The sequence below is a fragment of the Mesorhizobium sp. M4B.F.Ca.ET.203.01.1.1 genome, from assembly GCF_004791025.1.
GTDB classification, from domain to species: Bacteria; Pseudomonadota; Alphaproteobacteria; order Rhizobiales; family Rhizobiaceae; genus Mesorhizobium; species Mesorhizobium abyssinicae.
The window spans coordinates 1-19,856 of the sequence record NZ_SRUO01000023.1 but is presented as its reverse complement, the minus strand read 5'-3'; the positions used below and the strand labels follow the sequence as shown (position 1 = coordinate 19,856).

General features: G+C 58.9%; 21 protein-coding genes and 1 pseudogene. 15 read left to right on the top strand and 7 right to left on the bottom strand.

Annotated elements, in window-relative coordinates:
* Positions 1-16 precede the first annotated feature (16 nt).
* The 10 genes from EN846_RS30810 (at position 17) to EN846_RS30765 (ending at position 8,068) form a co-directional block, all read left to right on the top strand.
* Positions 17-1,126 carry an electron transfer flavoprotein subunit alpha/FixB family protein gene (locus EN846_RS30810; protein ID WP_091599520.1) on the top strand — a complete coding sequence of 370 codons (1,110 nt, stop codon included), beginning with the start codon at positions 17-19 and terminating at the stop codon, positions 1,124-1,126.
* A 10-nt stretch (positions 1,127-1,136) separates the two neighbouring features.
* Complete coding sequence (locus tag EN846_RS30805; RefSeq protein WP_091599523.1) at positions 1,137-2,441, top strand: FAD-binding protein; 1,305 nt, start codon at positions 1,137-1,139, stop codon at positions 2,439-2,441.
* A 12-nt stretch (positions 2,442-2,453) separates the two neighbouring features.
* Positions 2,454-2,753 (top strand): ferredoxin family protein, encoded by a 300-nt coding sequence (locus EN846_RS30800; RefSeq protein ID WP_091599526.1) that lies wholly within the window; start codon positions 2,454-2,456, stop codon positions 2,751-2,753.
* A 265-nt stretch (positions 2,754-3,018) separates the two neighbouring features.
* On the top strand, positions 3,019-3,543 hold the full coding sequence (locus EN846_RS30795; RefSeq protein ID WP_128345484.1) for an alpha/beta fold hydrolase: 525 nt from the start codon (positions 3,019-3,021) through the stop codon (positions 3,541-3,543).
* A gap of 751 nt (positions 3,544-4,294) precedes the next feature.
* Positions 4,295-4,546 carry a helix-turn-helix domain-containing protein gene (locus EN846_RS30790; RefSeq protein ID WP_311202830.1) on the top strand — a complete coding sequence of 84 codons (252 nt, stop codon included), beginning with the start codon at positions 4,295-4,297 and terminating at the stop codon, positions 4,544-4,546.
* Positions 4,547-4,819: 273 nt separating this feature from the next.
* Positions 4,820-6,301 (top strand): nitrogenase cofactor biosynthesis protein NifB, encoded by a 1,482-nt coding sequence (gene nifB, locus EN846_RS30785; RefSeq protein ID WP_091599529.1) that lies wholly within the window; start codon positions 4,820-4,822, stop codon positions 6,299-6,301.
* Between the two features lie 29 nt (positions 6,302-6,330).
* Positions 6,331-6,525: a 4Fe-4S dicluster domain-containing protein gene (locus tag EN846_RS30780; RefSeq protein ID WP_091599532.1), complete on the top strand. Its 195-nt coding sequence runs from the start codon at positions 6,331-6,333 to the stop codon at positions 6,523-6,525.
* 85 nt (positions 6,526-6,610) lie between these two features.
* Positions 6,611-6,931, top strand: a complete 321-nt coding sequence (locus tag EN846_RS30775; RefSeq protein ID WP_029356589.1) for a nitrogen fixation protein NifZ — start codon at positions 6,611-6,613, stop codon at positions 6,929-6,931.
* A complete protein-coding gene (gene nifT, locus EN846_RS30770; protein WP_024505230.1) occupies positions 6,928-7,140 on the top strand; it encodes a putative nitrogen fixation protein NifT in 213 nt (70 codons plus the stop codon). Before EN846_RS30775 ends, nifT begins: the two co-directional genes overlap by 4 nt.
* A 34-nt stretch (positions 7,141-7,174) precedes the next feature.
* Positions 7,175-8,068, top strand: coding sequence for an SIR2 family protein (locus tag EN846_RS30765; RefSeq protein ID WP_091599535.1), 894 nt, complete (start codon positions 7,175-7,177; stop codon positions 8,066-8,068).
* A 307-nt stretch (positions 8,069-8,375) separates the two neighbouring features.
* Here the strand turns inward: EN846_RS30765 and EN846_RS30760 are convergent, their stop codons facing one another.
* Positions 8,376-8,942, bottom strand: a complete 567-nt coding sequence (locus EN846_RS30760) for a sugar O-acetyltransferase (RefSeq protein WP_091599538.1) — start codon at positions 8,940-8,942, stop codon at positions 8,376-8,378.
* Between the two features lie 366 nt (positions 8,943-9,308).
* The gene (locus tag EN846_RS30755) at positions 9,309-9,536 is read right to left on the bottom strand and encodes a hypothetical protein (RefSeq protein WP_126057642.1); all 228 of its coding nucleotides are present in this window, start codon (positions 9,534-9,536) and stop codon (positions 9,309-9,311) included.
* Between the two features lie 673 nt (positions 9,537-10,209).
* Here EN846_RS30755 and EN846_RS30745 point away from each other — a divergent pair.
* Positions 10,210-10,488, top strand: coding sequence for a peptidase dimerization domain-containing protein (locus tag EN846_RS30745; protein WP_091599544.1), 279 nt, complete (start codon positions 10,210-10,212; stop codon positions 10,486-10,488).
* A 72-nt stretch (positions 10,489-10,560) separates the two neighbouring features.
* Here the strand turns inward: EN846_RS30745 and EN846_RS30740 are convergent, their stop codons facing one another.
* The gene (locus EN846_RS30740; RefSeq protein WP_236473430.1) at positions 10,561-11,061 is read right to left on the bottom strand and encodes an invasion associated locus B family protein; all 501 of its coding nucleotides are present in this window, start codon (positions 11,059-11,061) and stop codon (positions 10,561-10,563) included.
* 268 nt (positions 11,062-11,329) lie between these two features.
* Here EN846_RS30740 and EN846_RS30735 point away from each other — a divergent pair, with 268 nt between their 5' ends.
* From EN846_RS30735 to EN846_RS30725, 3 genes are all read left to right on the top strand, one after another.
* Positions 11,330-12,433, top strand: coding sequence for an ISNCY family transposase (locus EN846_RS30735; RefSeq protein WP_126057641.1), 1,104 nt, complete (start codon positions 11,330-11,332; stop codon positions 12,431-12,433).
* A gap of 155 nt (positions 12,434-12,588) precedes the next feature.
* Positions 12,589-13,098 (top strand): DarT ssDNA thymidine ADP-ribosyltransferase family protein, encoded by a 510-nt coding sequence (locus EN846_RS30730; protein ID WP_126057640.1) that lies wholly within the window; start codon positions 12,589-12,591, stop codon positions 13,096-13,098.
* Position 13,099: 1 nt separating this feature from the next.
* Positions 13,100-13,813, top strand: coding sequence for a hypothetical protein (locus EN846_RS30725; protein ID WP_091599555.1), 714 nt, complete (start codon positions 13,100-13,102; stop codon positions 13,811-13,813).
* A 210-nt stretch (positions 13,814-14,023) separates the two neighbouring features.
* On the opposite strand, the gene EN846_RS30720 is transcribed toward EN846_RS30725, so the two are convergent.
* The 4 genes and pseudogenes from EN846_RS30720 to nifA all read right to left on the bottom strand — a co-directional run.
* Positions 14,024-14,239: a hypothetical protein gene (locus EN846_RS30720; protein WP_126057639.1), complete on the bottom strand. Its 216-nt coding sequence runs from the start codon at positions 14,237-14,239 to the stop codon at positions 14,024-14,026.
* The gene (locus EN846_RS30715; RefSeq protein ID WP_126057638.1) at positions 14,236-14,436 is read right to left on the bottom strand and encodes a hypothetical protein; all 201 of its coding nucleotides are present in this window, start codon (positions 14,434-14,436) and stop codon (positions 14,236-14,238) included. Before EN846_RS30715 ends, EN846_RS30720 begins: the two co-directional genes overlap by 4 nt.
* Positions 14,437-14,461: 25 nt before the next feature.
* On the bottom strand, positions 14,462-17,575 hold the full coding sequence (locus EN846_RS30710; RefSeq protein WP_091599561.1) for an autotransporter serine protease: 3,114 nt from the start codon (positions 17,573-17,575) through the stop codon (positions 14,462-14,464).
* A 398-nt stretch (positions 17,576-17,973) separates the two neighbouring features.
* Positions 17,974-19,017 (bottom strand): annotated as a pseudogene (gene nifA / locus EN846_RS30705) (nif-specific transcriptional activator NifA); the annotation flags it as partial.
* A 62-nt stretch (positions 19,018-19,079) separates the two neighbouring features.
* Here nifA and EN846_RS30700 point away from each other — a divergent pair.
* Entirely contained in the window at positions 19,080-19,373 is a 294-nt protein-coding gene (locus tag EN846_RS30700; protein WP_135914086.1) for a hypothetical protein, read from the top strand.
* The last annotated feature ends 483 nt before the right edge of the window (positions 19,374-19,856 follow it).

Genomic DNA, 19,856 nt, shown 5'->3' with positions numbered 1-19,856 from the left:
CGGCCAGGAGCAGAAAATGTCGACCGCAAGCCAAGCTACCCCTCGCCTTGCCCCCGGCCGTGCCGGTGTAAAGAAAGAACTTCCCGACCGTTTCAAAGACTACCGGCACGTGTGGGTCTTCCTCGAGCTCGAACGCGGCAATGTGCATCCTGTATCATTCGAACTGCTGGGTGAAGGCCGCAAATTAGCCGACAAGCTTGAAGTCCAGCTCGCGGGCGTCGTGCTGGGACCGCCGGGCGAGATGGTCGAGGACGCTGTTGCCGAGGCCTTCGCTTACGGGGCGGATCTTGTCTACATCGTCGATGCGCCGCCGCTCGCCGACTACCGCAACGAGCCGTTCGCCAAGGCGCTCACGGATCTGGTCAATACCCATAAACCCGAAATCCTCCTTCTCGGCGCGACCACACTGGGCAGGGATCTTGCGGGCTCGGTAGCGACGACCCTGCAGACGGGGCTCACGGCCGACTGCACCGAACTTGATGTAGATTCCGACGGTTCACTCGCCGCGACCCGTCCGACTTTTGGTGGCTCGTTGTTGTGTACGATCTATACACTAAATTACCGGCCGCAAATGGCGACGGTGCGACCAAGGGTCATGCCTATGCCGCAACGGGTGGATAAGCCGGTCGGGCGTGTCATGCGGCACAAGCTGTCGCTCGTTGAGGACGATATCGTCACCAAAGTCCTCGGCTTCCTACCGGATAACCAGTCGGCAATGGCAAATCTTGCCTATGCGGATGTCGTGGTTGCGGGAGGCCTCGGTCTCGGTGCGGCGGAGAACCTTCAGCTTGTGAAGAATCTTGCCCGAGCGATCGGCGCCGAGCATGGCTGTTCGCGCCCCTTGGTCCAGAAGGGCTGGATGCCGGCTGATCGCCAGATTGGCCAAACTGGCAAGACCATTCGACCGAAGCTTTACATCGCGGCCGGAATTTCCGGCGCCATCCAGCACCGAGTTGGGGTCGAGGGGGCCGATCTCATCGTCGCGATCAACACCGATCCGAACGCGCCGATTTTCGAGTTCGCCCACCTCGGGATCGTCACGGATGCAATCCGCTTCCTGCCCGCACTCACGGAAGCCTTCACCCGGCGGCTGTCGCCGCACAGTCGAGACAAGCTTGCGAGTTGAGGGAGAGGACATGATTGAACAATTCGATGCCATTGTGGTCGGAGCCGGCATGTCCGGAAACGCAGCTGCTTACACTTTGGCAAGCCAGGGGCTGAAGGTACTGCAGTTGGAGCGCGGGGAATATCCGGGCTCTAAGAACGTCCAGGGCGCCATAATGTACGCGAACATGCTGGAGAAGATCATCCCGGACTTCCGGGATGATGCGCCCCTCGAGCGGCACCTGGTCGAACAGCGACTTTGGGTGATGGACAACACATCTCACACCGGAATTCATTACCGGTCGGACGACTTCAATGAGGCGAAACCCAACCGCTACACGATCATCCGCGCCCAGTTCGACAAATGGTTTTCCCGCAAGGTGCGCGAGGCTGGCGCGACGGTCCTGTGTGAGACGACCGCGACGGAACTCGTCCGTGATGGCAATGGCAAGGTGATCGGCGTCCGCACAGACCGGGCTGGCGGAGTGGTCTTCGCGAATGTGGTCGTTCTCGCAGAAGGGGTGTCGGGATTGCTTGGCACTCGCGCAGGCCTGCGCGAGATGCCGAAGCCGGAGACCGTGGCGCTTGCCGTCAAGGAAATGCATTTCTTGCCCGAAGAGGTCATTGACCAGCGGTTCGGTGTCAAGGGCGATGAAGGCTGCGTAATCGAGGCCGTGGGCACGATCTCTCGCGACATGGCCGGGCTCGGCTTCCTTTACACCAACAAGGAGTCGATTTCACTCGGCATCGGCTGCCTGGTCTCGGATTTCGCCGCGATGTTGGAGAGCCCGTCCGCCCTCCTAGACGCGATGAAAAACCATCCTTCGATCCGGCCGCTGATCGCTGGCTCGGAGGTGAAAGAATATGCCGCCCATCTTATCCCCGAAGGTGGTTACAGGGCCATTCCGCAGCTCTTCGGCGACGGTTGGGTCATCGTCGGCGACGCAGCGCAACTGAACAATGCCATTCACCGTGAGGGTTCGAACCTTGCCATGACCTCGGGTCGTGTCGCGGCTGAGGCGATCATCAAAGTCAAAAGCCGCAACGGTCCTATGACCAAAGGGAACCTTGCGCTCTACAAGACGATGCTGGATGAATCCTTTGTGATCAAGGATCTTAAGAAATACAAGGACATGCCAGCCTTACTCCACACCAATTCCAGCAACTTTTTTACCAGCTATCCGCGGTTGATGTCGTATGCCGCTCAGAACTTCATGCGTGTCGACGGCACGCCGAAGATCGAGAAGGAAAGGGCCACCACGGCCGCCTTCATCAACGCGCGCTCGCGCTGGGGGTTGGTCAGCGACGCGGTCCGGCTGGCATTGGCATGGCGCTGAAGAGGGTACAAGATGACGATCGCAGTGACGAAGGTTCGTGTCGAGGACAAGCTTTACCAGAACCGCTACCTGGTCGATTCCGGCCGCCCCCATATCATAGTGCGACCGCACGAGAAGCCAAGCGCGAACTTGCTTGCGTTGACCTACGTCTGTCCAGCGAAATGCTATGAGTTGAATGACAGGGGCCAAGTCGAGATCACCGCCGACGGCTGCATGGAATGCGGCACCTGCCGGATATTGTGCGAGAAAGGCGGCGACATCGAGTGGAACTATCCGCGCGGCGGCTTTGGTGTCCTGTTCAAGTTCGGATGATCAGCCGGGACCGTGCCAAGAGCATGCCGGCAGCGAGCAACTGCGGCACACCATGAGCCTCTCCATCCACTTGCAAAGAGCTAGTGAATATTGGGCGTTCGCAATTCAAATTTCCTCGACTGGTAGGGGTGTCCTCAGGCCACGGCGGCGGCCTGTGCGCCGGACTTACCACCGGTAACGTGGTCGAGCCCCTTTGGGACAACGTTCGGCCATCGTGCCGGATGGCAGCCACAACGGCCGGTGAGCAAATGGAACGGCACAATCCATGACAAAGACGTATGTGCTAGTGCATGGTGCCTGGCATGGCGGATGGTGTTGGCGGGACGTCGCCGCCAATCTTCGCAAGATGGGATGCCACGTGACCACGCCGACCCAGACAGGTGTCGGCGAACGCGCACATTTGCTGTGCAAGGACATCACGCCCGACACATTCGTGACCGACATCGTCAACCACATTGTAACGGAAGAGCTGAGCGATGTGATCCTTGTCGGTCACAGTCTAGGCGGCATCAGCATCACCGGCGCCGCCGACCGGATACCCGACCATATCAGCCATCTCGTTTATCTCGCTCGACGGCGCCATCGTCGAGAGCGGTCAAAGTGTATTCAGCACCATGCCCCCCGACATCGTCGCCGCCCGTCGAAAATTGGTTGCGGAGGAAGGACGGGGTATCTTCATGCCGACTCCGCCGCCAACAGCATTCGGCATTCCCAAGGGACACTCGCTCACGGACTGGGTGCGGCGCCGGATAACACCGCATGCGGCAAGCACCTACGAAAGCAGACTTAAGCTCGAGCCCCCGCTCGGCAACGGCAGGCCCCGAACCTATGTCGTCTGCACTAATCCGCTCCACCCGCCGACGGCGGGAGCGCGAGAATGGGTCGCGAAGCAGGATGGCTGGGCGTGGCAGGAACTCGCCACTGGCCACGACGCAATGATCCTCGCACCGACGGAAGTTGCTCTCCTTCTTAGCGCTGTCGGCTGAGGAACCAAGTAAAGGGTGAGCGGGCGGCCGATTCTCAGGCCGCGGCCTTGAGTTCTGGTGCACGGATGTAGGCCCAACGGGTCGTTCCGGTGGCGCCACCGAAACCACCACCGGAACAAAGGCGGGAGTGGCCTGTCCTGCCGACGTCGCAAGCTTGCGAGCGTTCCGCCGCGGCCGCAGCCCGTAGCGCCGGGCAACCTCCGAGATCACCACGTTCGGCCCCAGGGTCTCGGCGATGACTCCGTCCCTTGTCGTCCATCGACCAATGCCTGCCGACTAACAGCGCCGTTGATCACCTTGAAACGCCGAGGCTGCCGCTCAGGGTCAATCGTAAAGTTCAAGTTCAGACACAAGCCGATCTCCGATCCACCTCAGAATCGGCAGGCCCACAGATCGCGGGCACTCCTGGAAGGACACAGCGCTTACCCTTAAAATATGGAGAACCATGGCTTTACGCCGTCGGCAGTTGAGCTGATCTCGCAATGCTATTTCCCCGGCAACGTCCGCGAGCTGGAGAACTGCGTGTAAAGAACAGCCACACTTGCGCGTTCTCCTCTGGAAGGAACCAATCTTTCGGAACGTGGCAATGGCATCGACGAGCTCTCACGGCCCAGCACGAAGCCGGTTAGGCGCATCGGCGCCCCTGAACACGAGATAGCCGGTTGCGATTCTAACGATACGGCCGGACCGGCGCTGGGACCGCGACGGACGGAGCGTGACCGGCTGATCGACACAATGGAGAAGGCCGGCTGGGTTCAGGCTAATGCGGCTCGAATTCTCCGCCTCACGCCGCGACAAGTCGGCTAGGCGATACGCCGGCATAGTCTCGAGGTGAAGGAAATTCTAAGAGCCTGATGAGCCAATCGTCAGGCCAGTGGTCTTGCGCGCCCTCTGCGCGACAAGGAGTGCTTTGTGCTTCTGAACGGATTTGGACTTGCACTGTCGCAAGCAGGACAAAATTGTGTCGCGCCGGCCTCACACAATCCGACATCGACCCAAATAGTGAACTGAAGCCGCTTTTTTAAGTTGGTATGGCTCTTGCACCTTGAACCGCGACGTTACCAGCAACGGAGCCGTTTGATGTCCTCACCGACAGTTTCGATTGAGGGGCCGACCAGCACGACATCCGAGGGTTTTCTGGCAGCCGCGAAATCCGGTGGCTGCGCACCGTCCTCCTACGGTTCGTCGCCGACCAGCCCGGGCGATGTGGATCCGGCTATTTGGGACAAGATCAAGGATCACCCCTGCTTTTCGGAGGAAGCGCATCACTATTTCGCGCGTATGCATGTGGCGGTCGCGCCGGCTTGCAATGTCCAGTGCAACTACTGCAATCGCAAATACGATTGCGCCAACGAGAGCCGGCCTGGTGTTGTGTCTGAGAAGCTGACGCCCGACCAAGCGCTACGCAAGGTCATCGCGGTTGCCAACGAAGTTCCGCAGCTTTCGGTTCTTGGCATCGCTGGGCCGGGGGATGCCTGTTACGACTGGGAGAAAACGAAGGCAACGTTCGACCGCGTCATCAGGGAAATCCCCGACATAAAGCTGTGCGTCTCCACCAACGGGCTCGTGCTGCCGGACCATGTAGCTGAGCTTGCCGAAATGAATGTTGATCACGTGACGATCACCATCAACATGGTCGACCCGGAAGTCGGCGCAAAGATCTATCCTTGGATTTTTTATGAAAATCGCCGCTACTTCGGCATCGAAGCCGCTCGAATCTTGCACGCGCGGCAGATGCTGGGCCTGGAGATGCTGAGCGCGCGCGGCATCCTCACCAAAATCAACTCGGTGATGATTCCTGGAGTGAACGACCAGCACCTGTTTGAGGTGAACAAAATGGTCAAGGAGCGGGGCGCGTTCCTGCACAACGTGATGCCTCTGATTTCGGACCCGGCGCACGGCACCCACTACGGACTCATCGGGCAGCGCGGCCCAACGGCAATGGAGATGATGGCTCTTCAGGATCGACTTGAAGGTGGCGCCAAGTTGATGCGCCACTGCCGGCAGTGCCGGGCAGATGCTGTCGGCCTGCTCGGTGAAGATCGTGGCCAGGAATTCACGCTGGATGGGATTCCCGACGATGTCACCTACGATGCTGGCAAGCGTCAGGCCTATCGGCAGGTGGTCGCACACGAGCGCCGTGATCATGAGGCGGCGAGGAGCGAGGCCATCGGTATGGTCAAGGCAACAGACTCCGAAAAGTCGCTTCTGGTTGCGGTGGCCACAAAGGGAGGTGGACGCGTCAACGAACACTTCGGCCACGCGAAGGAATTCCAGGTTTATGAAGTCTCGCCTAGAGGGATCAGCTTGGTCGGGCATCGGAAGGTCGAGCGGTATTGCCTCGGAGGCGGGGGCGAAGACGCCACCCTCGAGGGCGTCTTCGCTGCGCTGGAAGGCATACACATAGTGCTATGCGCCAAGATCGGAAATCGCCCGAAGGAACAACTCTCGCGAGCTGGACTGCGCGTAACCGACGCCTATGGCCATGACTACATCGAGACCGCAGTCAGCGCACTTTACGCGGCAGAGTTTGGGATCAGACCACTAGCGGCGACGGCCTGAGCGGTCTCGTCCGATAACCAGGAGTTAGAATGGCTTTCAAGATCATCGCATCCCAATGTACCCAATGCGGGGCCTGCGAGTTCGAATGTCCCTCGGAAGCGATCAAGTTCAAGGGCGACGCCTATGTGATCGATCCAATCAAGTGCACCGAATGCAAGGAGGCCTTCGATAAGCAGCAATGCGTGTCGGTCTGTCCGGTACCGAAAACCTGCGTTCCCGCTTGATTCCTACCGAAACGGTCGGGTTCGCCGCGCGAGGACGCCTGCAACCCGCGACCACACCAAAAGCCTCGAGAAAGGAATGGACAGCATGTGGTCCAGACGCGAACAGGAGGTCGAAATCGGCAGACCGCCACGGTTCATGCAGGGTGAGCGGGTCCGTGCAACACGCCACATAAAAAACGACGGCACCTATCCCGGCAAGGAGATCGGCGAAAACCTCGTGCGGAAGGGCGACGAAGGCTACGTGCGCGACATTGGAACCTTTCTCCAGCAATTCTTCATCTATGCGGTCGAATGGATCGATCGTGGCACGGTCGTCGGCATGCGAGCGCGCGAACTCATTAGCCTCGACAAAGTCGAGGTTCCCTGCGGAGCTGAAGGCATTTCCAACGGAGGAACAGCCGGATGAAAGTAATGATTCGCAGGACCGCTACTGGCTTGTCGGCTTATGTCCCCAAGAAGGATCTCGAAGAGCCGATCACCGAGATTGAGAACGCAGACTTATGGGGCGGGACCGTGACGCTCAGGAACGGTTGGCGGCTCATGCTGCCCGACCTTCCGCGCGATACGCGTTTGCCGATCACCGTCGAGGCGATGAAGATTTCCGACGGGGCCTGATGCCGGTGGGTTCAGTGGCGGAGAGGAAACGCGTATGAACACGATGCTGAGCTGGGACCATCTCGTCGTCGTCCGGGGCAGTTTTGCCAAAAAGCTGATTGACCTGCTGAAGGGCGCTCTCAAGGCCGATCGAGTGATCCCCTATCTCGGTCCTGGTCTTCTGCAGCTTAACACGCCGGAATCACCTGCACCTTGCACCCCTGAAGATGTCGCCGCGGCGCTCAACAAGCGGGCGCCTGCCCCTTCCAGGATTCGCACCAATATGTGGTCGGTCGCGCAGTTTATCGAGCAGCGCCGACATCGTCGGACTCTTCAAGCGTGGATGGCGGAGATATTCGCAGCCCCCGCCGAGCCGACCGTTCTTCACGCCTGGCTCGCAACCCTTCAACTGTCTGTCATCATCGACAGCTGGTACGATGGCGCCATGCGGGCAGCCCTTGCAGAGGCCGGCCAAACAGACGTTGTCGAGATACAAGGAACCACGCGAGCGACCGGAATTGGTAACATCTGGACGAGAACTTACGATTTGTCAGGAACAGAACTCGACGCCGAACAAGTGGCAAGGACGGTGCTCTATGCGCCGCACGGCAGCGTCAGGCCGGCCGCAAACTTCCTCGTGGCTGATTCCGATTACGTCGAAGTCCTAACCGAAATTGATATCCAGACGCCGATCCCGGACGTGGTGAAGCAACGGCGCGTCAACCGGGGCTTTTTCTTCGTTGGCTGTCGCTTCAACGATCAGATGCTGCGCACATATGCCAGACAGATGATGAAGCGCTCCACTGGCCCACATTTTGCGGTGATCGATTCGGCTACGCTGACCAGAAACGAACGTCGTTTCCTTGCCGAAGGCGCAATCACGGTCATCGACATGCCGATCGGCAACGCCGCGGCTCGCCTCGTCGGGGTCGATGCTAGCCAGGATTAATGGCCGGCGATTGCTGGTGAGTCGCTTGCCTCCAAGGGCGAAAACTCAGTTGGGAATACATCTGAGCAGTAATGCTACTGGCAGCACAACGGAGGCTCTGAATTCGTTGGGCCATGTGAAAGGGCCCGCTGCTGCGGGACGTGAGCACGTTGCGGCGGCATTACGCACATGATTTTGTGACACCCGTGGCAAAAGAACTGAAGCGCCCGAGCCGAACCGCGACAAGATATGCAGCGCTCAATGGCTTCGGCAGAAATTTGGCACAGTTTCGACAGTTCGCATGCACCTCCAGGGTCAAGGAGGTTGATTATGCCTGTTTATGTGGGTTGGCGACGCGAGCAGGAATTCCCACTACCTTTGCCCCGGCGGGAACATCGCGTGTGACCACGCTGCCAGCGCCTACGACCGCATTATCGCCAATCGTGACGCCAGGCAGAATGATTGCTCCACCGCCGATCCAGACACGGCTGCCAATGCGAACAGGACGCCCGACCTGCAGGCCGGCCTGTCGCTGCTCGGCATCATGTGGATGATCGGCGGTATAAATCTGCACGGCAGGCCCAATTGCCGTTCCTTGCCCGATTTTGACCTCTACCACGTCAAGAATAACGCAGTTGAAGTTGATGTAGGCATTGGCGCCAATGCGGATATTGAATCCGTAGTCGCAAAAAAAGGGCGGACGGATGACCGTTCCGCGCCCAACCTCTCCCAGCCGCTCGGACAAAAGCTCATGCCAATGCTCCGTGGTCTGCCCCAGCGTATCATTGTACCGCTTGAGCCAAGCCCCGGTGGCCAACAGGTCAGCTTGGATCTCCGGATCCGCCGCATTGTAAAACTCGCCTGCGAGCATCTTTTCTTTCTGGCTACGCATCATAGTCTCCCGTCAGGTCGTGTCCCGTGCAGTGATGCAGGAACGCACATCAAACTGCCTCGGCAACTTTGTAACTCGGTCTGCCGGGCGCGTGGTCAAGCCGGGGCGACAGTTTCGTCTCGACCAACTTCTGCGAATTTTGGAAATATCGCAGATCAACCGGTCGCAGGGCCAATACCTGACGAAGTCGGCAACTGTCCAGCGGTCGAACTCACTTTCATGCCCATCTCAACGGGTGCCATGAGCGCGGCGCAACGCGCTCGAACGCCGAAATACTTAATTCCCAAACACCCTCTAAGATTGAGAAAGTGCATCGTTTTGTACGAAACTAACAATCCCATTAGCTGAAGAGTTTGCAACACATCCGTGTCAGATCCCCATCAGCTTGAACGCCGCCTGGCTGACTTCAGTGTCGGGGTCTTTCAGATGCTCGGGTTCCTGGAAGTGGTTGGCGTTGAAGGCTATCGTTCGACTGGCCAATCTCCCCATGCCGCGCAGCGCTTCACCGAACACATCGGACTGGCGCTTGAACTCCGGACTGTCCTGGTCGGCTGACACGACGGCAATCGGGCAGGTGATCCGGTCGAGATGGCGCATCGGGCTGAATTCCGCCTCTTCCCCCCTCCGTCAGATGCAGGTAGCTGCTGCGCGAGGAAAGCATCACCGGATAGAGATCATACATGCCGCTCATCAGCAAGCCGCCCTTGAGGGCATCCGCCGGTAGGCTGCGCTCCGTCCAGTCGGTGATGAGGACGCAGGCCGCCAGATGCGCGCCGGAAGAATGACCCGCCACATACACCCGGTTCGGGTCGCCGCCGAAACTGGCGGCATTCTTCATCGTCCACTCCACCGCCCGCCTGCAATTCTCGACCATCTGTCGCAGCGTCAGCGTTTTCACACTGCCGAAGTCAGGCGCGGCATAGGCCGCCCCGCGCGAAACGAAGGTCGGGGCCGGATAGGATGCATCCTCGCGAGTGTTTCGGGTCCAGGCACCGCCATGGATGAAGACCAGGACCGGGGCGGCCTTGGCATCCCAGGCGCGAACACATCGATGAGATCTCTGGCATCTGGACCGTATTTTGCCGGACGCGGCGGCATCGCGCGCCGGACCTCGGCGCTGGCGATGCCATCGCCTTCCTCCAGTTCCGCCATCCGCGGCGCCCAGAATGACTGGTCATACGCCGTATCCAGTTGCTCCTGTGTGTAGTCGAGGAATACCGACGCGGCTAAGGACTTGCCGACCGCTACGGCAGACAGGGACACGCCCGCCATGAGAAACGTTCTGCGCATCATTACTCTTCTCTCCCTCAGGACAGCCGCGATGATTGTAAAGGTGGGCGCGATCAATGCGGGGACAAAGTACGACGTAATCCCGGATGAGACCCTCCTCAAGGTCAGTGTACGGACGTTCGACGAGAATGTTCGTGCAAAGGTGAAGAAGGCGATCGAGCGGATCGCTGCCGCGGAGTCGGAAGCGTCGGGCGCCACTCGCCCGCCCGAGATCACTCAGGCCGAGACCGCGCGCTTCTCGCGCGTGGGGATTATCTGACCAAAATGTCGAAAAGCCGTAGTGGAACAAAGGAAAGTGACAACCGAGATCATCAGCCAGCCAGCCCCCAATCTAAGCCCCGAGCAGCACCTTCAACCTGTCCAGCGCCGCCGTCAAACCCTTCAATGAAACCGACAAGGGCACATCCTTCTGGTCGAGACTCTTAACCGTGACCTTGAGCGTTGTGCCCGTGCGCAGCGACGCGGCTGCTTTCGCGTCGAAGCTGAGGGGCACGAAGCAGCCGGCGGGCAGGCAGGTCGAGAAGGGCAGCGGCTTGCCCGCTTGCCCATCGTCGACCTGAAGCGTCGCGCCGACGGCGAGTTGCAGGCCGAAGGGCAGGACGAGATTGCCCGCAATGCCGTCCTCCTGCCCCTTGCCCAATTCGACCGCAAGCAGGCGCCGTCCGTTCTGCTGCGACTGCTGATAGGTAGCCGCGCATACCAGCGTCGGCGTGGCCTGGCAGGAGAGATCCCAGTCCTCATAGGTCTCCTTCAGCGAGGAAGCACCGCCCGGCAGCCCGGCTTCCTGAGCTGCCAACGACGCGGAAAGCGCCATGAGGGTGGCCGCGGCCACCGCACAAATCCTGGACGAATCCGACATCAGCAAAGCTCCGTTGCCCCCTTGTCGTGGAGCGCCGCGCGTGCCTTCGAGGCGAGAATGGCGCTCTATCCGATTGAAACGACGCGTCGGCCCGAAAATCGATGCCGATCTTCGGGCCGACGTATCTGCAACAATTACCCGACCGCGATGCCGCAGGCAAGCGTTCCGCTCCGGCGTGTCGTAAGCACATGATTTGTCCGGATTAGGTAGCACAGGAGTTGTCCGGTTTCATCGCCAGCGAATGGAAGCTGGGGATGAAGCGGGCAGCGTGGCTCCAGGACGGAGAATACAGAAGTTTCGGGACGTATTGAGCCGTTGGACTGGCGGCGATCTCTCGATGATGGAGGCAGGCGAGTTGCTGGGCATGTCGGAGCGGCAATTTCGGCGTTATCGCGACCGTTACGAAGAGGCCGGGGAGGCTGGGTTGCTGGACCGGCGTTTGGGCAAGCTTTCGACGCGCCGGGTGCCAGTGGAGGCGATCGAGGAGATGCTGGAGCTTTATCGCCATCGCTACCTTGGCTGGAACGTGAAGCATTTCCACGAGCACCTGCTGCGCGATCACGATTTCAGCTGGGGCTACACCTTCATCAAGACGCAGCTTCACGCGGCGGGCCTGGTGGAACGGGCCAAGCGGCGCGGTGCTCACCGGCGCAAGCGGGAAAGGAAGCCGTGCGAAGGGATGATGCTACACCAGGACGGCAGCCGTCATCAGTGGCTGGCGAGTGGGCCGATGCTGGATCTGATCGTGACTATGGACGATGCGACGAGCACGATCTATTCGGCCTTTCTGATCGAGGAGGAAGGCACGGCGTCGAGCTTCCAGGGACTTCTGGAGACCTTTGTCGCCAAGGGATTGCCGTCAAGCCTCTACAGCGATCGTGGCAGACACTATTTCGTGACGCTCAAGGCGGGCGGGGCTGTCGACAAGATTCGCATGACCCAGGTCGGTCGGGCGCTCGAGCGGCTCGGCATCGAACATATTCCAGCCTATTCGCCTGGAGCCAGGGGCCGCTCCGAGCGGATGTTCTCAACCTTGCAGGACCGACTGCCGAGGGAACTGGCACTGGCCGGCATGGCTGATATCGAGGCCGCCAACCGCTTCGTCGCACAGACCTATCTGCCGGCTCACAATGCCCGCTTCGCCAGGCCCGCCGCGGTTGAAGACAGTGCCTTTGTCGCCGCCGACCCGCAGCAATTGGCCCAGATCCTGTGCATCGAGGAGGAGCGCGTCGTTGCTCGTGACAACACGGTCGCCTTCGCGCGGCTGCGATTGCAGCTCCCGCACAGTCCGATCCGGGATGATGATCGTTGTGGAGCTGCCGTGCACGACGATTTCGAACCATAGTTGGCGATGTAGAATTCTATTTTAATCGTATAGAACAATTGAGAAACGTCGCCAATCTGAACACCTCGCCTCGGATCATGGCGTTCGGACGATGACTGCCGTAAGATTCCACCCGTGTGGGGCAAGGCTGCTACCGGCCTGCGACGGAGGGGAACATGGCAATTGATACTCTTGATAAGGTGCCGCTGCTCTATCACTTCACCGACCGGAGGAACCTGCCGGTGATTAAAGAAATGGGAGGACTCTATCCACTCGCGCAGCTTGACCAGAAGAAGGTCAAGGTTCCGGCACCGGGCGGCAATGAATGGAGTCGTGACGCCGACGCGTTGAAGGGAATGGGCAACTACGTCCACCTTTGCTTTCGTAGCACCCATCCGATGGAGTACGTTGCCCGGCAGGATGGGAGGATTACGGACACGATCTTTCTGCAAATACACCCCTCGGTAATGCAGTTCACGGGTGTTCGTTTTACCAACGATGTCGCGAACAAAGCTGGCGTCGAATCGATTCCTATCGGAGAGGCTGAACCGCTAATCGATTTTGAGATACTTTACACCCGAACGGACTGGAAGGATTCGGCGATTAAGGCGCGTCTCACTCAGGCGGAGAAATACGAGGTGTTGGTTCCCCATGTCATTCTGCTGGGCTTAATAAGGAACATTTAGAATGGCTGAGAGACCAGTCTTTATCCCTGCAACCGAGGACGAAGGTTACGTCAGGCGATTGGATTTCGAAATTCCGTGGGCCGGTGGCTTCGCTGAGGTTCAGAAGAAGAAGAATATACGGTCGCTGCATGAGGCCGCCAAGAAAGCCGGATATGCGCCGCTGCTAGAAGTGTCTAGCAAGTCTGATGAAGTCGCCGGCCAGCATCTTAGCGCGTTTCACCTGCGCGTGAGGACCAGCATCGGCGAGATACCGCTGGAGAACGCCTTTCAGGGAAGTAAGGTATTCGAGCGTGGCGGGCCGTACACCGATCTGTACGAGGTTGAACCGCGCGATGCGAAGCGCGAGCCACGACTCCGCGAATCCGGCGCACTGGTGGGCTTCAAATTCGACGGCTTCGAGTTCCCGCTAGAACCCACGACCGTGTTCTACGATTGGCTTTATCTCAATGCCATCTTTCCTCACCGTGTATGGCTCAAAAATCGAGTGGACGGCGAAATGCGGTATGCCGGTTTCACTGACATAGAGTTCAACCCTACCAAGTCGGTCAATTGTCAGGCGAAAACGTGCGCTCTGTTCGTAGTGCTCATGAGGGAGAACAAGCTGGAGCGCTACCTAAAAACGCCCGAGGTTTTCATTGCCGCGATGGCTGCTCATTCGCTTCGGCCGACCGAGCATCAACCTCATTTGAAGCAGGCCAGACTTAGGGTCGGCTAGCAGGCAGTAGCGCAATTTATTCGCTAGAGCAGCAAGGTCACTGCCGAGACCGCACGCCGGGTAACCGGTATCAGTACACCTGTCTTCGGCGTGTCATGGTCGGACCCCAGCCCCTCAGAGACAGAAATCGTACGCCGCTTCCTCGTTTCTCGAAGATCGACGCGTCCTTTACAATCCCTTCGATAGCGGCGGAAGCCCATGAGTTGCCTGTCAGGATTGAGTGTAGCCGCGGGCTCTCATGCAATCCTTGACGAGATTGCCTTGTTCCATACCCTTGACGATACGATCCCCGACACCGTCCCCGATTGCATCTGTCATCGTTTTCGGGCGGCTATTCGTTCCGATCGTCGCCGTCGCCATTTCCGACTGATACTTGCATTCAGTGTAGTCCTGCTGGGCAGCACTGCGCGGCGTCTCGTCCTTCACCCAGTTGCCGCCGTCGGACGTACTGCACCCGGCAGCGAAAGAAAGGCACCCTGCCAAATCGCAATTAGAATTACTTTGTTCACGAAACACTCCTTCCGGAAAGCAAAAGCAGCAATGGCCGAAGGATGGTCGGCCATTGCAAGGCGATAAGATCTTTCAATAGAGATGGCTGTCAGTTCGCTGCTGGAATCGGGCATGACATATCGCCCTCCCTTGCGGCGATTAAAACCGAACACTGAGTTTGGCGTTGAAGCCATGCTCCTGCGCGTCCGAGGCAAGCTGACCTTTATAGGTAAGCCCGATGGTTGCCTTGTCGGTAAGGTTGACATCGATACCAGCTTCGAAGACGGCAGCGTTCTTTGCGATTGGCGTTCCCTCCACGGCGAAGGATGAGCCGCCTGTGAAGGCAAGCGCCGTTTCAGGCACCACATCGCCGAACGCATGACGCCAGCCGATACCGCCACGGGCGGTTGTATTGACGGAACCAAGCGGGAAAGCGGTCGAGGCGCGCAGCCCTATCGTGGTGAATGTCGTGTCGCTCGACCGGTCTTTTCCGGAAAGCGCAGCGGCACCGCCATGCTCTGTGAAGCCATCCGCGTTGAAGTTCACATAGGCTAGGTTCGCATAGGGCTCGAAAGATACGGAAGCTGTATCCAGTCGAGAGCCGAGTTCGCCGAAAGCCTGGAACGTGCCGGCATGGTAATCGGCCGAAAGGCTGTCGGAGAAGCCCGGAAACGCCACCGACCTGCCGGTCTCGATGCGGTTCCACGTATAGGCAAGGCCGGAACGGAAGCTGTGAGGGCCACGCTGCGTGCCAGCGTAGATCCCGAGGTGATAATTGTTGCCTGAGCCGGAGGAGGCGCGATCATCCACATGGATGGACGTATGGCTATAACCGGCAAGAAGCCCGAGCCGCCAGCTTTCGCCGATGGCCGCATCGCCGCCTGCAATAAAGCCTCCCGTCGAGCGGTCGAGGCGAGCAGCGTTGCCGTCTCCGTCCAAATGTCCCCAGGCGCCGAAACCGCTGCCCCAGACGGCGAAGTTTTCGCTGGTCGCGGGAGCCAGTTCCGGGCCTTCCGGTCCATATGCCATGACCGGCACGGTTGATGCGCCCACGCCTGCGAACGCTGCGCGAATGCGATCGCCGGCGGCGTCACGGACGAAATGGCTGTCTTCGACAAAGGCGCTGTGAACGGAAGCATGGATCTCGCCCGAAAGCTGATCGAATGCGTTGCGGGATCCCTGTCCCGTCAGGAAGAGGATGTTGTCGTGGATCGTGTTGCCGGAACCAAGGGCTTCCGCAGCCGCGCCCACGGATCGCTGATTGAAGGTATTGCCGACATCGGCAAAGGTGACAGAATTGCGATCGACGTCGAGATAGACGTTGGTCGGGTCATAAGCGAGTTCGAAATCGACGAAGGGCGAGTCTGTAAAGAGGCCTCCTGTCAGCCCGCCGTAGGTCCCGATCACGCCGCCAGCGGCGGTCAGAAGCGTGTAGCGGGTATCGACTGAGAAATGCCCGGCACCTTCACGCACCAGGTTGACGCTCGCTCCCTTGTTGATGGCGGCACTGCCGGCAACGTCGATGAGATCTGAAGCCTTGCTCGGTGCGATACCCGCCAAATAGGTCGACCCGGCCTGCTGCACGAAGTCACCGTTGACGGTGAGCACTGCAACCCCCTTGCTTGGATCGAGCACGCTGCCAGGAGCGACGGTGCCGCCTGCGCCAACCGTAAGAGAGCCGACTGCACCGATACCCGTAAGGGTACCAGTAGCCGAGACGCCTACCTTCGAAACAATGCGGCCATCGACGGCGAGTATGCCTCCAAGCACCTTGGTCGGCCCGCTGTAGCTGTTTTCGCCGGACAGGATCAGCGCTCCTTCGCCGCGCTTCGTCAGGTCTCCGGCGCCCGAGATTGAATTCGACCAGATCGAGGAGTAGCCTTTGGTGTCGACGTCGAAGACGCCGGCGTAGCGGAACTCGCCCGGACCCTCGATCGCAACGCCGAGATTGAGCAGACCCTGGCCGAAGACTTGTTCATCCTCGAACCCTTTGGTGGTCGTCGTTGTCAGGAGGGTTTCAATGGTCTGGCGGGCGTTCATGTAAGGGAATGCCGACCGGATCACTGCCGCCGCGCCAGCAACATGCGGCGTTGCCATGGAAGTACCTTCCTCGTACTTATACGGGTTGTTCTTGTTCGCCCGATCCCCTTGTGGCCAGGTAGAATAAATGCCGTTCTCATCAATCGGATTATCGGGATCGGCATTAATATCGCCACCCGGAGCCGCGAGGCACCACTCTGCTGTGGCTCCGCATCTATTGCTATAGCTGGCAATCTTGCCATCCTTGCCGACAGCAACGACTGTTATCAGCGAGCCTGCCAGATCCGAGAAGTCGAGCTTCGAGACATCAGACCCGCTCACTATCTTGTATGTATTTGGGTTATTGAAATCGAAACCTTTGTTTGTTTGATCGTTTGTGTCGATGAACTTATAAAGATTTCCATCTTTGGTATTTTCTGGCGTTATTAACGGCAACGTGCCGATGCCGCTGGGAATCGCCGAAGCAGCGCCGGGTTGGTCGTCGGTACTGGCATCATTACCGGCGGCGAAGACGAGCACGATGTCCGCCTTAGCCGCCTTCTTCAACGTATTGTAGGTATCGACGAGATTGCTCGGATCATCATAGATGGCCTGATAGTCGAGAATCTCATAGTTTTTATTATCGATGGCATATCCCTTGCCATCGAGTTTCAGTTGGCCGTTCTCGTCCTTGAGATACCGCCCCAGCAACAGGCCTGGCCCGTAGCTCCCATTGAGCACGCCAGCTCCCGCACCAATCGCGTATTCGATCGCTTCATTGGTCGGGTCCATCTCGGGATCATCTGGGTCGCCGATATCCACTGCTCGAAGGGGCAATACTGTCGATTCATAGGCCACGCCCTGCATGCCCGTGCCGTCGCGCGCGGCGCCGATTATCCCCGCCACATGGGTCCCGTGTCCGTCAGGCACACCGTCTTTGTCGACAGAATGGCTGACGTCAGCCAAGCGTTTATCCGTCCCGAAGTTGTGCAGCGCCTTCGAAATGCGCGCCACGAATTCGGGATGGTTGATATCCAGTCCTGTATCCACAATCGCAACGACGACGCCCTTGCCCGTATAGCCTTTAAGGTAGGCGGGCAGGGCGTTGATCATACTCAGGCCCCAATTTCTGGAATATTCGGCATCTGCCACCGGCGCAGGCGACGCGACTGATTCCTGGGCCAAGGACAGATTTGGTGCGAAGAGCGCCGTTGTTGCTAAAAACAATTTGATCGTTCTGAAGCGCGTTGGCATGCTTAATCCCTATTCCCAAAACTACTTATTTCTTTCAGATCAGATTGGCGCGATATCGAGCGGCAAGCGATCAGCTTATGTATCGACCAGGTCCCGCCAGCGGAGATCTGCGCGTCGCCTCTACGCATGCTGGCGTGTCACCAATGATACATCGATTATTTCTGGATTTCAGGCACGTCGGATTGGATTTGCCCTTGCGGTGTAGAGCGAAGTTACTAGCCATAGGATTCCTCCTTCTTAGTTTTGTCAGCCGCAGAGCCCCAGTACGACTGGTGGTAGAAAGCACACGGCCGGAATCTTGGCAGCGCTGTTCACACCCACGTTCGTAAGGTGGCCGATGGGCTCGGCGCCAGAGCACCAATGCTTGACCTGCTCCAGCTCTTGCTCGGCGGGTTGTTTCAGAGACGCTTGATCTCGATGCCGTGTTTTCTCAGCACGTAGCCGATCTGGCGCGGGGTCAAACCGAGCAGGCGCGCCGCCTTTGCCTGCACCCAGCCACACTTTTCCATGGCGGCAATGACCGTATCGGCATCGGGCACCCTACCACGAGTCGTGGCAGGGCCTATCGGCGCTTGCCCGTCGCCGACGGGCGGGGCGGCACGGGCGGCGGAAGGCTCGATCGTAGTCGAGTTCTCTGACGTCGGCGGTCCGTTCTTCCACAGCGCCGCGGCCAAGCACTCACCCACGCAACAGGCAAAGTCAGTTCTGAGGATTGATGGACCCGTCGCCAGAACTGCCGTCCGTTGAACGCAGTTTTCGAGCTCTCGGATGTTGCCTGGAAATTCGCAATTCATTAGCACCTCAATCGCTTCGGGAGCGAAGGTCAGCGTGTGATCATTCTCAGTATTGAAATTCTTGAGAAACTGAGCGGCCAAGAGCGGAATATCACCTCGCCTTTCGCGCAATGCCGGCACGCGTAAAGTGACGACGCTGATGCGGTAATAGAGGTCTTGCCGGAACTCCTTGCGTTGAACTGCCTTTTCCAAGTCCCTGTTGGTTGCGGCAATCACGCGAACATCGACTTTAATGGTGTGGTTGCTGCCGACACGCTCAAACTCCTGCTCCTGCAGGACACGCAGCAGCTTAGCCTGGAACGAGCCCGATATTTCGCCAATCTCGTCCAGAAACAATGTGCCTTTGTCGGCAGCCTCAAAGCGCCCCTTGCGCAAATTGATCGCGTCGGTGAAGGAACCCTTCTCATGACCGAACAAGTCAGATTCCAGAAGCGTCTCGGTGAGCGCCGCGCAATTGACCTTGATGAAGGGCTGCTTGGCGCGAGGCGAGAGTTCGTGAATGGCTTTGGCAACCAGCTCCTTGCCGGTTCCGGATTCACCTCGCAACATGACCGTAGTCTTCGCCTTGGCCACCTTGACAAGGTGCTCACGCAGCTTGCGCAGCGCCAGACTATCGCCAAGCATCTCCTTGCTGATCTTTTTACGCTCCATTTGGCAGCCCATCCCACTCCGCCACCCGCCGGTGGAACTGCACTTGACGGTGAGCTGTGTTGTTTTTCGTCATTATCATTCTCGATCTCACCTTTGTGCCTCGAAATTTCCGGCGCGCGGACGCCCTCGGCAAATGGCAATGGCGCCTGAGCATCGTTGCCTTTCACCAGGACGAGCGTCTTCTCCTCCGCGCGGGCGCTCGCAATATGCGGTTTGCGCAGGCCTTTACTCGACCGGTCGCCGTTCTGTCCGGCTTCTGCCGCACCGCAGCCTGCAAACCCATCGTTGACGCAAGAGAGGGAGGGGTCAATCGAGCTCTCCTTGCATTTGTGCAAGGAAAATTGTCAGTTTGATAGAATTCTATCAAAACGGCAGAAACGCCCCGCCCCCAATTTGGCTGTACCTGCGGCGTTCAGCGTACGTGACGACATGTGCGGACTTGTCCCAATTGCCATCCGAGTTGTGCGGAACAGTAGCCGCTGCGCTGTTCGCTTCAACCGCGTGATGCCGCTGACAGTAGAGGCGGCGGCTCGTCGAGCGAGGCTTCATTGTTCGGCTACTAAACCGGCTGTCCTTTGGTGGGAGTTGGTTTCGCCCAAGTTCTGGGCCTGGGGGGCCGGCCCGTTTCGCCGCACAGGCTCCTTCCACATCGTCGAGGCCGAGAAAGAGGGGCCCCACAGCTCCCCCTGTATCACAATGCCCCGCCCCTCAAGCAGCTAGATACGACAGGTGACCTCAAATGAGGCGTCTTGCATGGCTTCTACACCTGCCTGAATGCCAGAACTGCGTTCGTGCCGCCCATGGCGAAGGCGTTGCTCATGGCGACGCGCACCTTG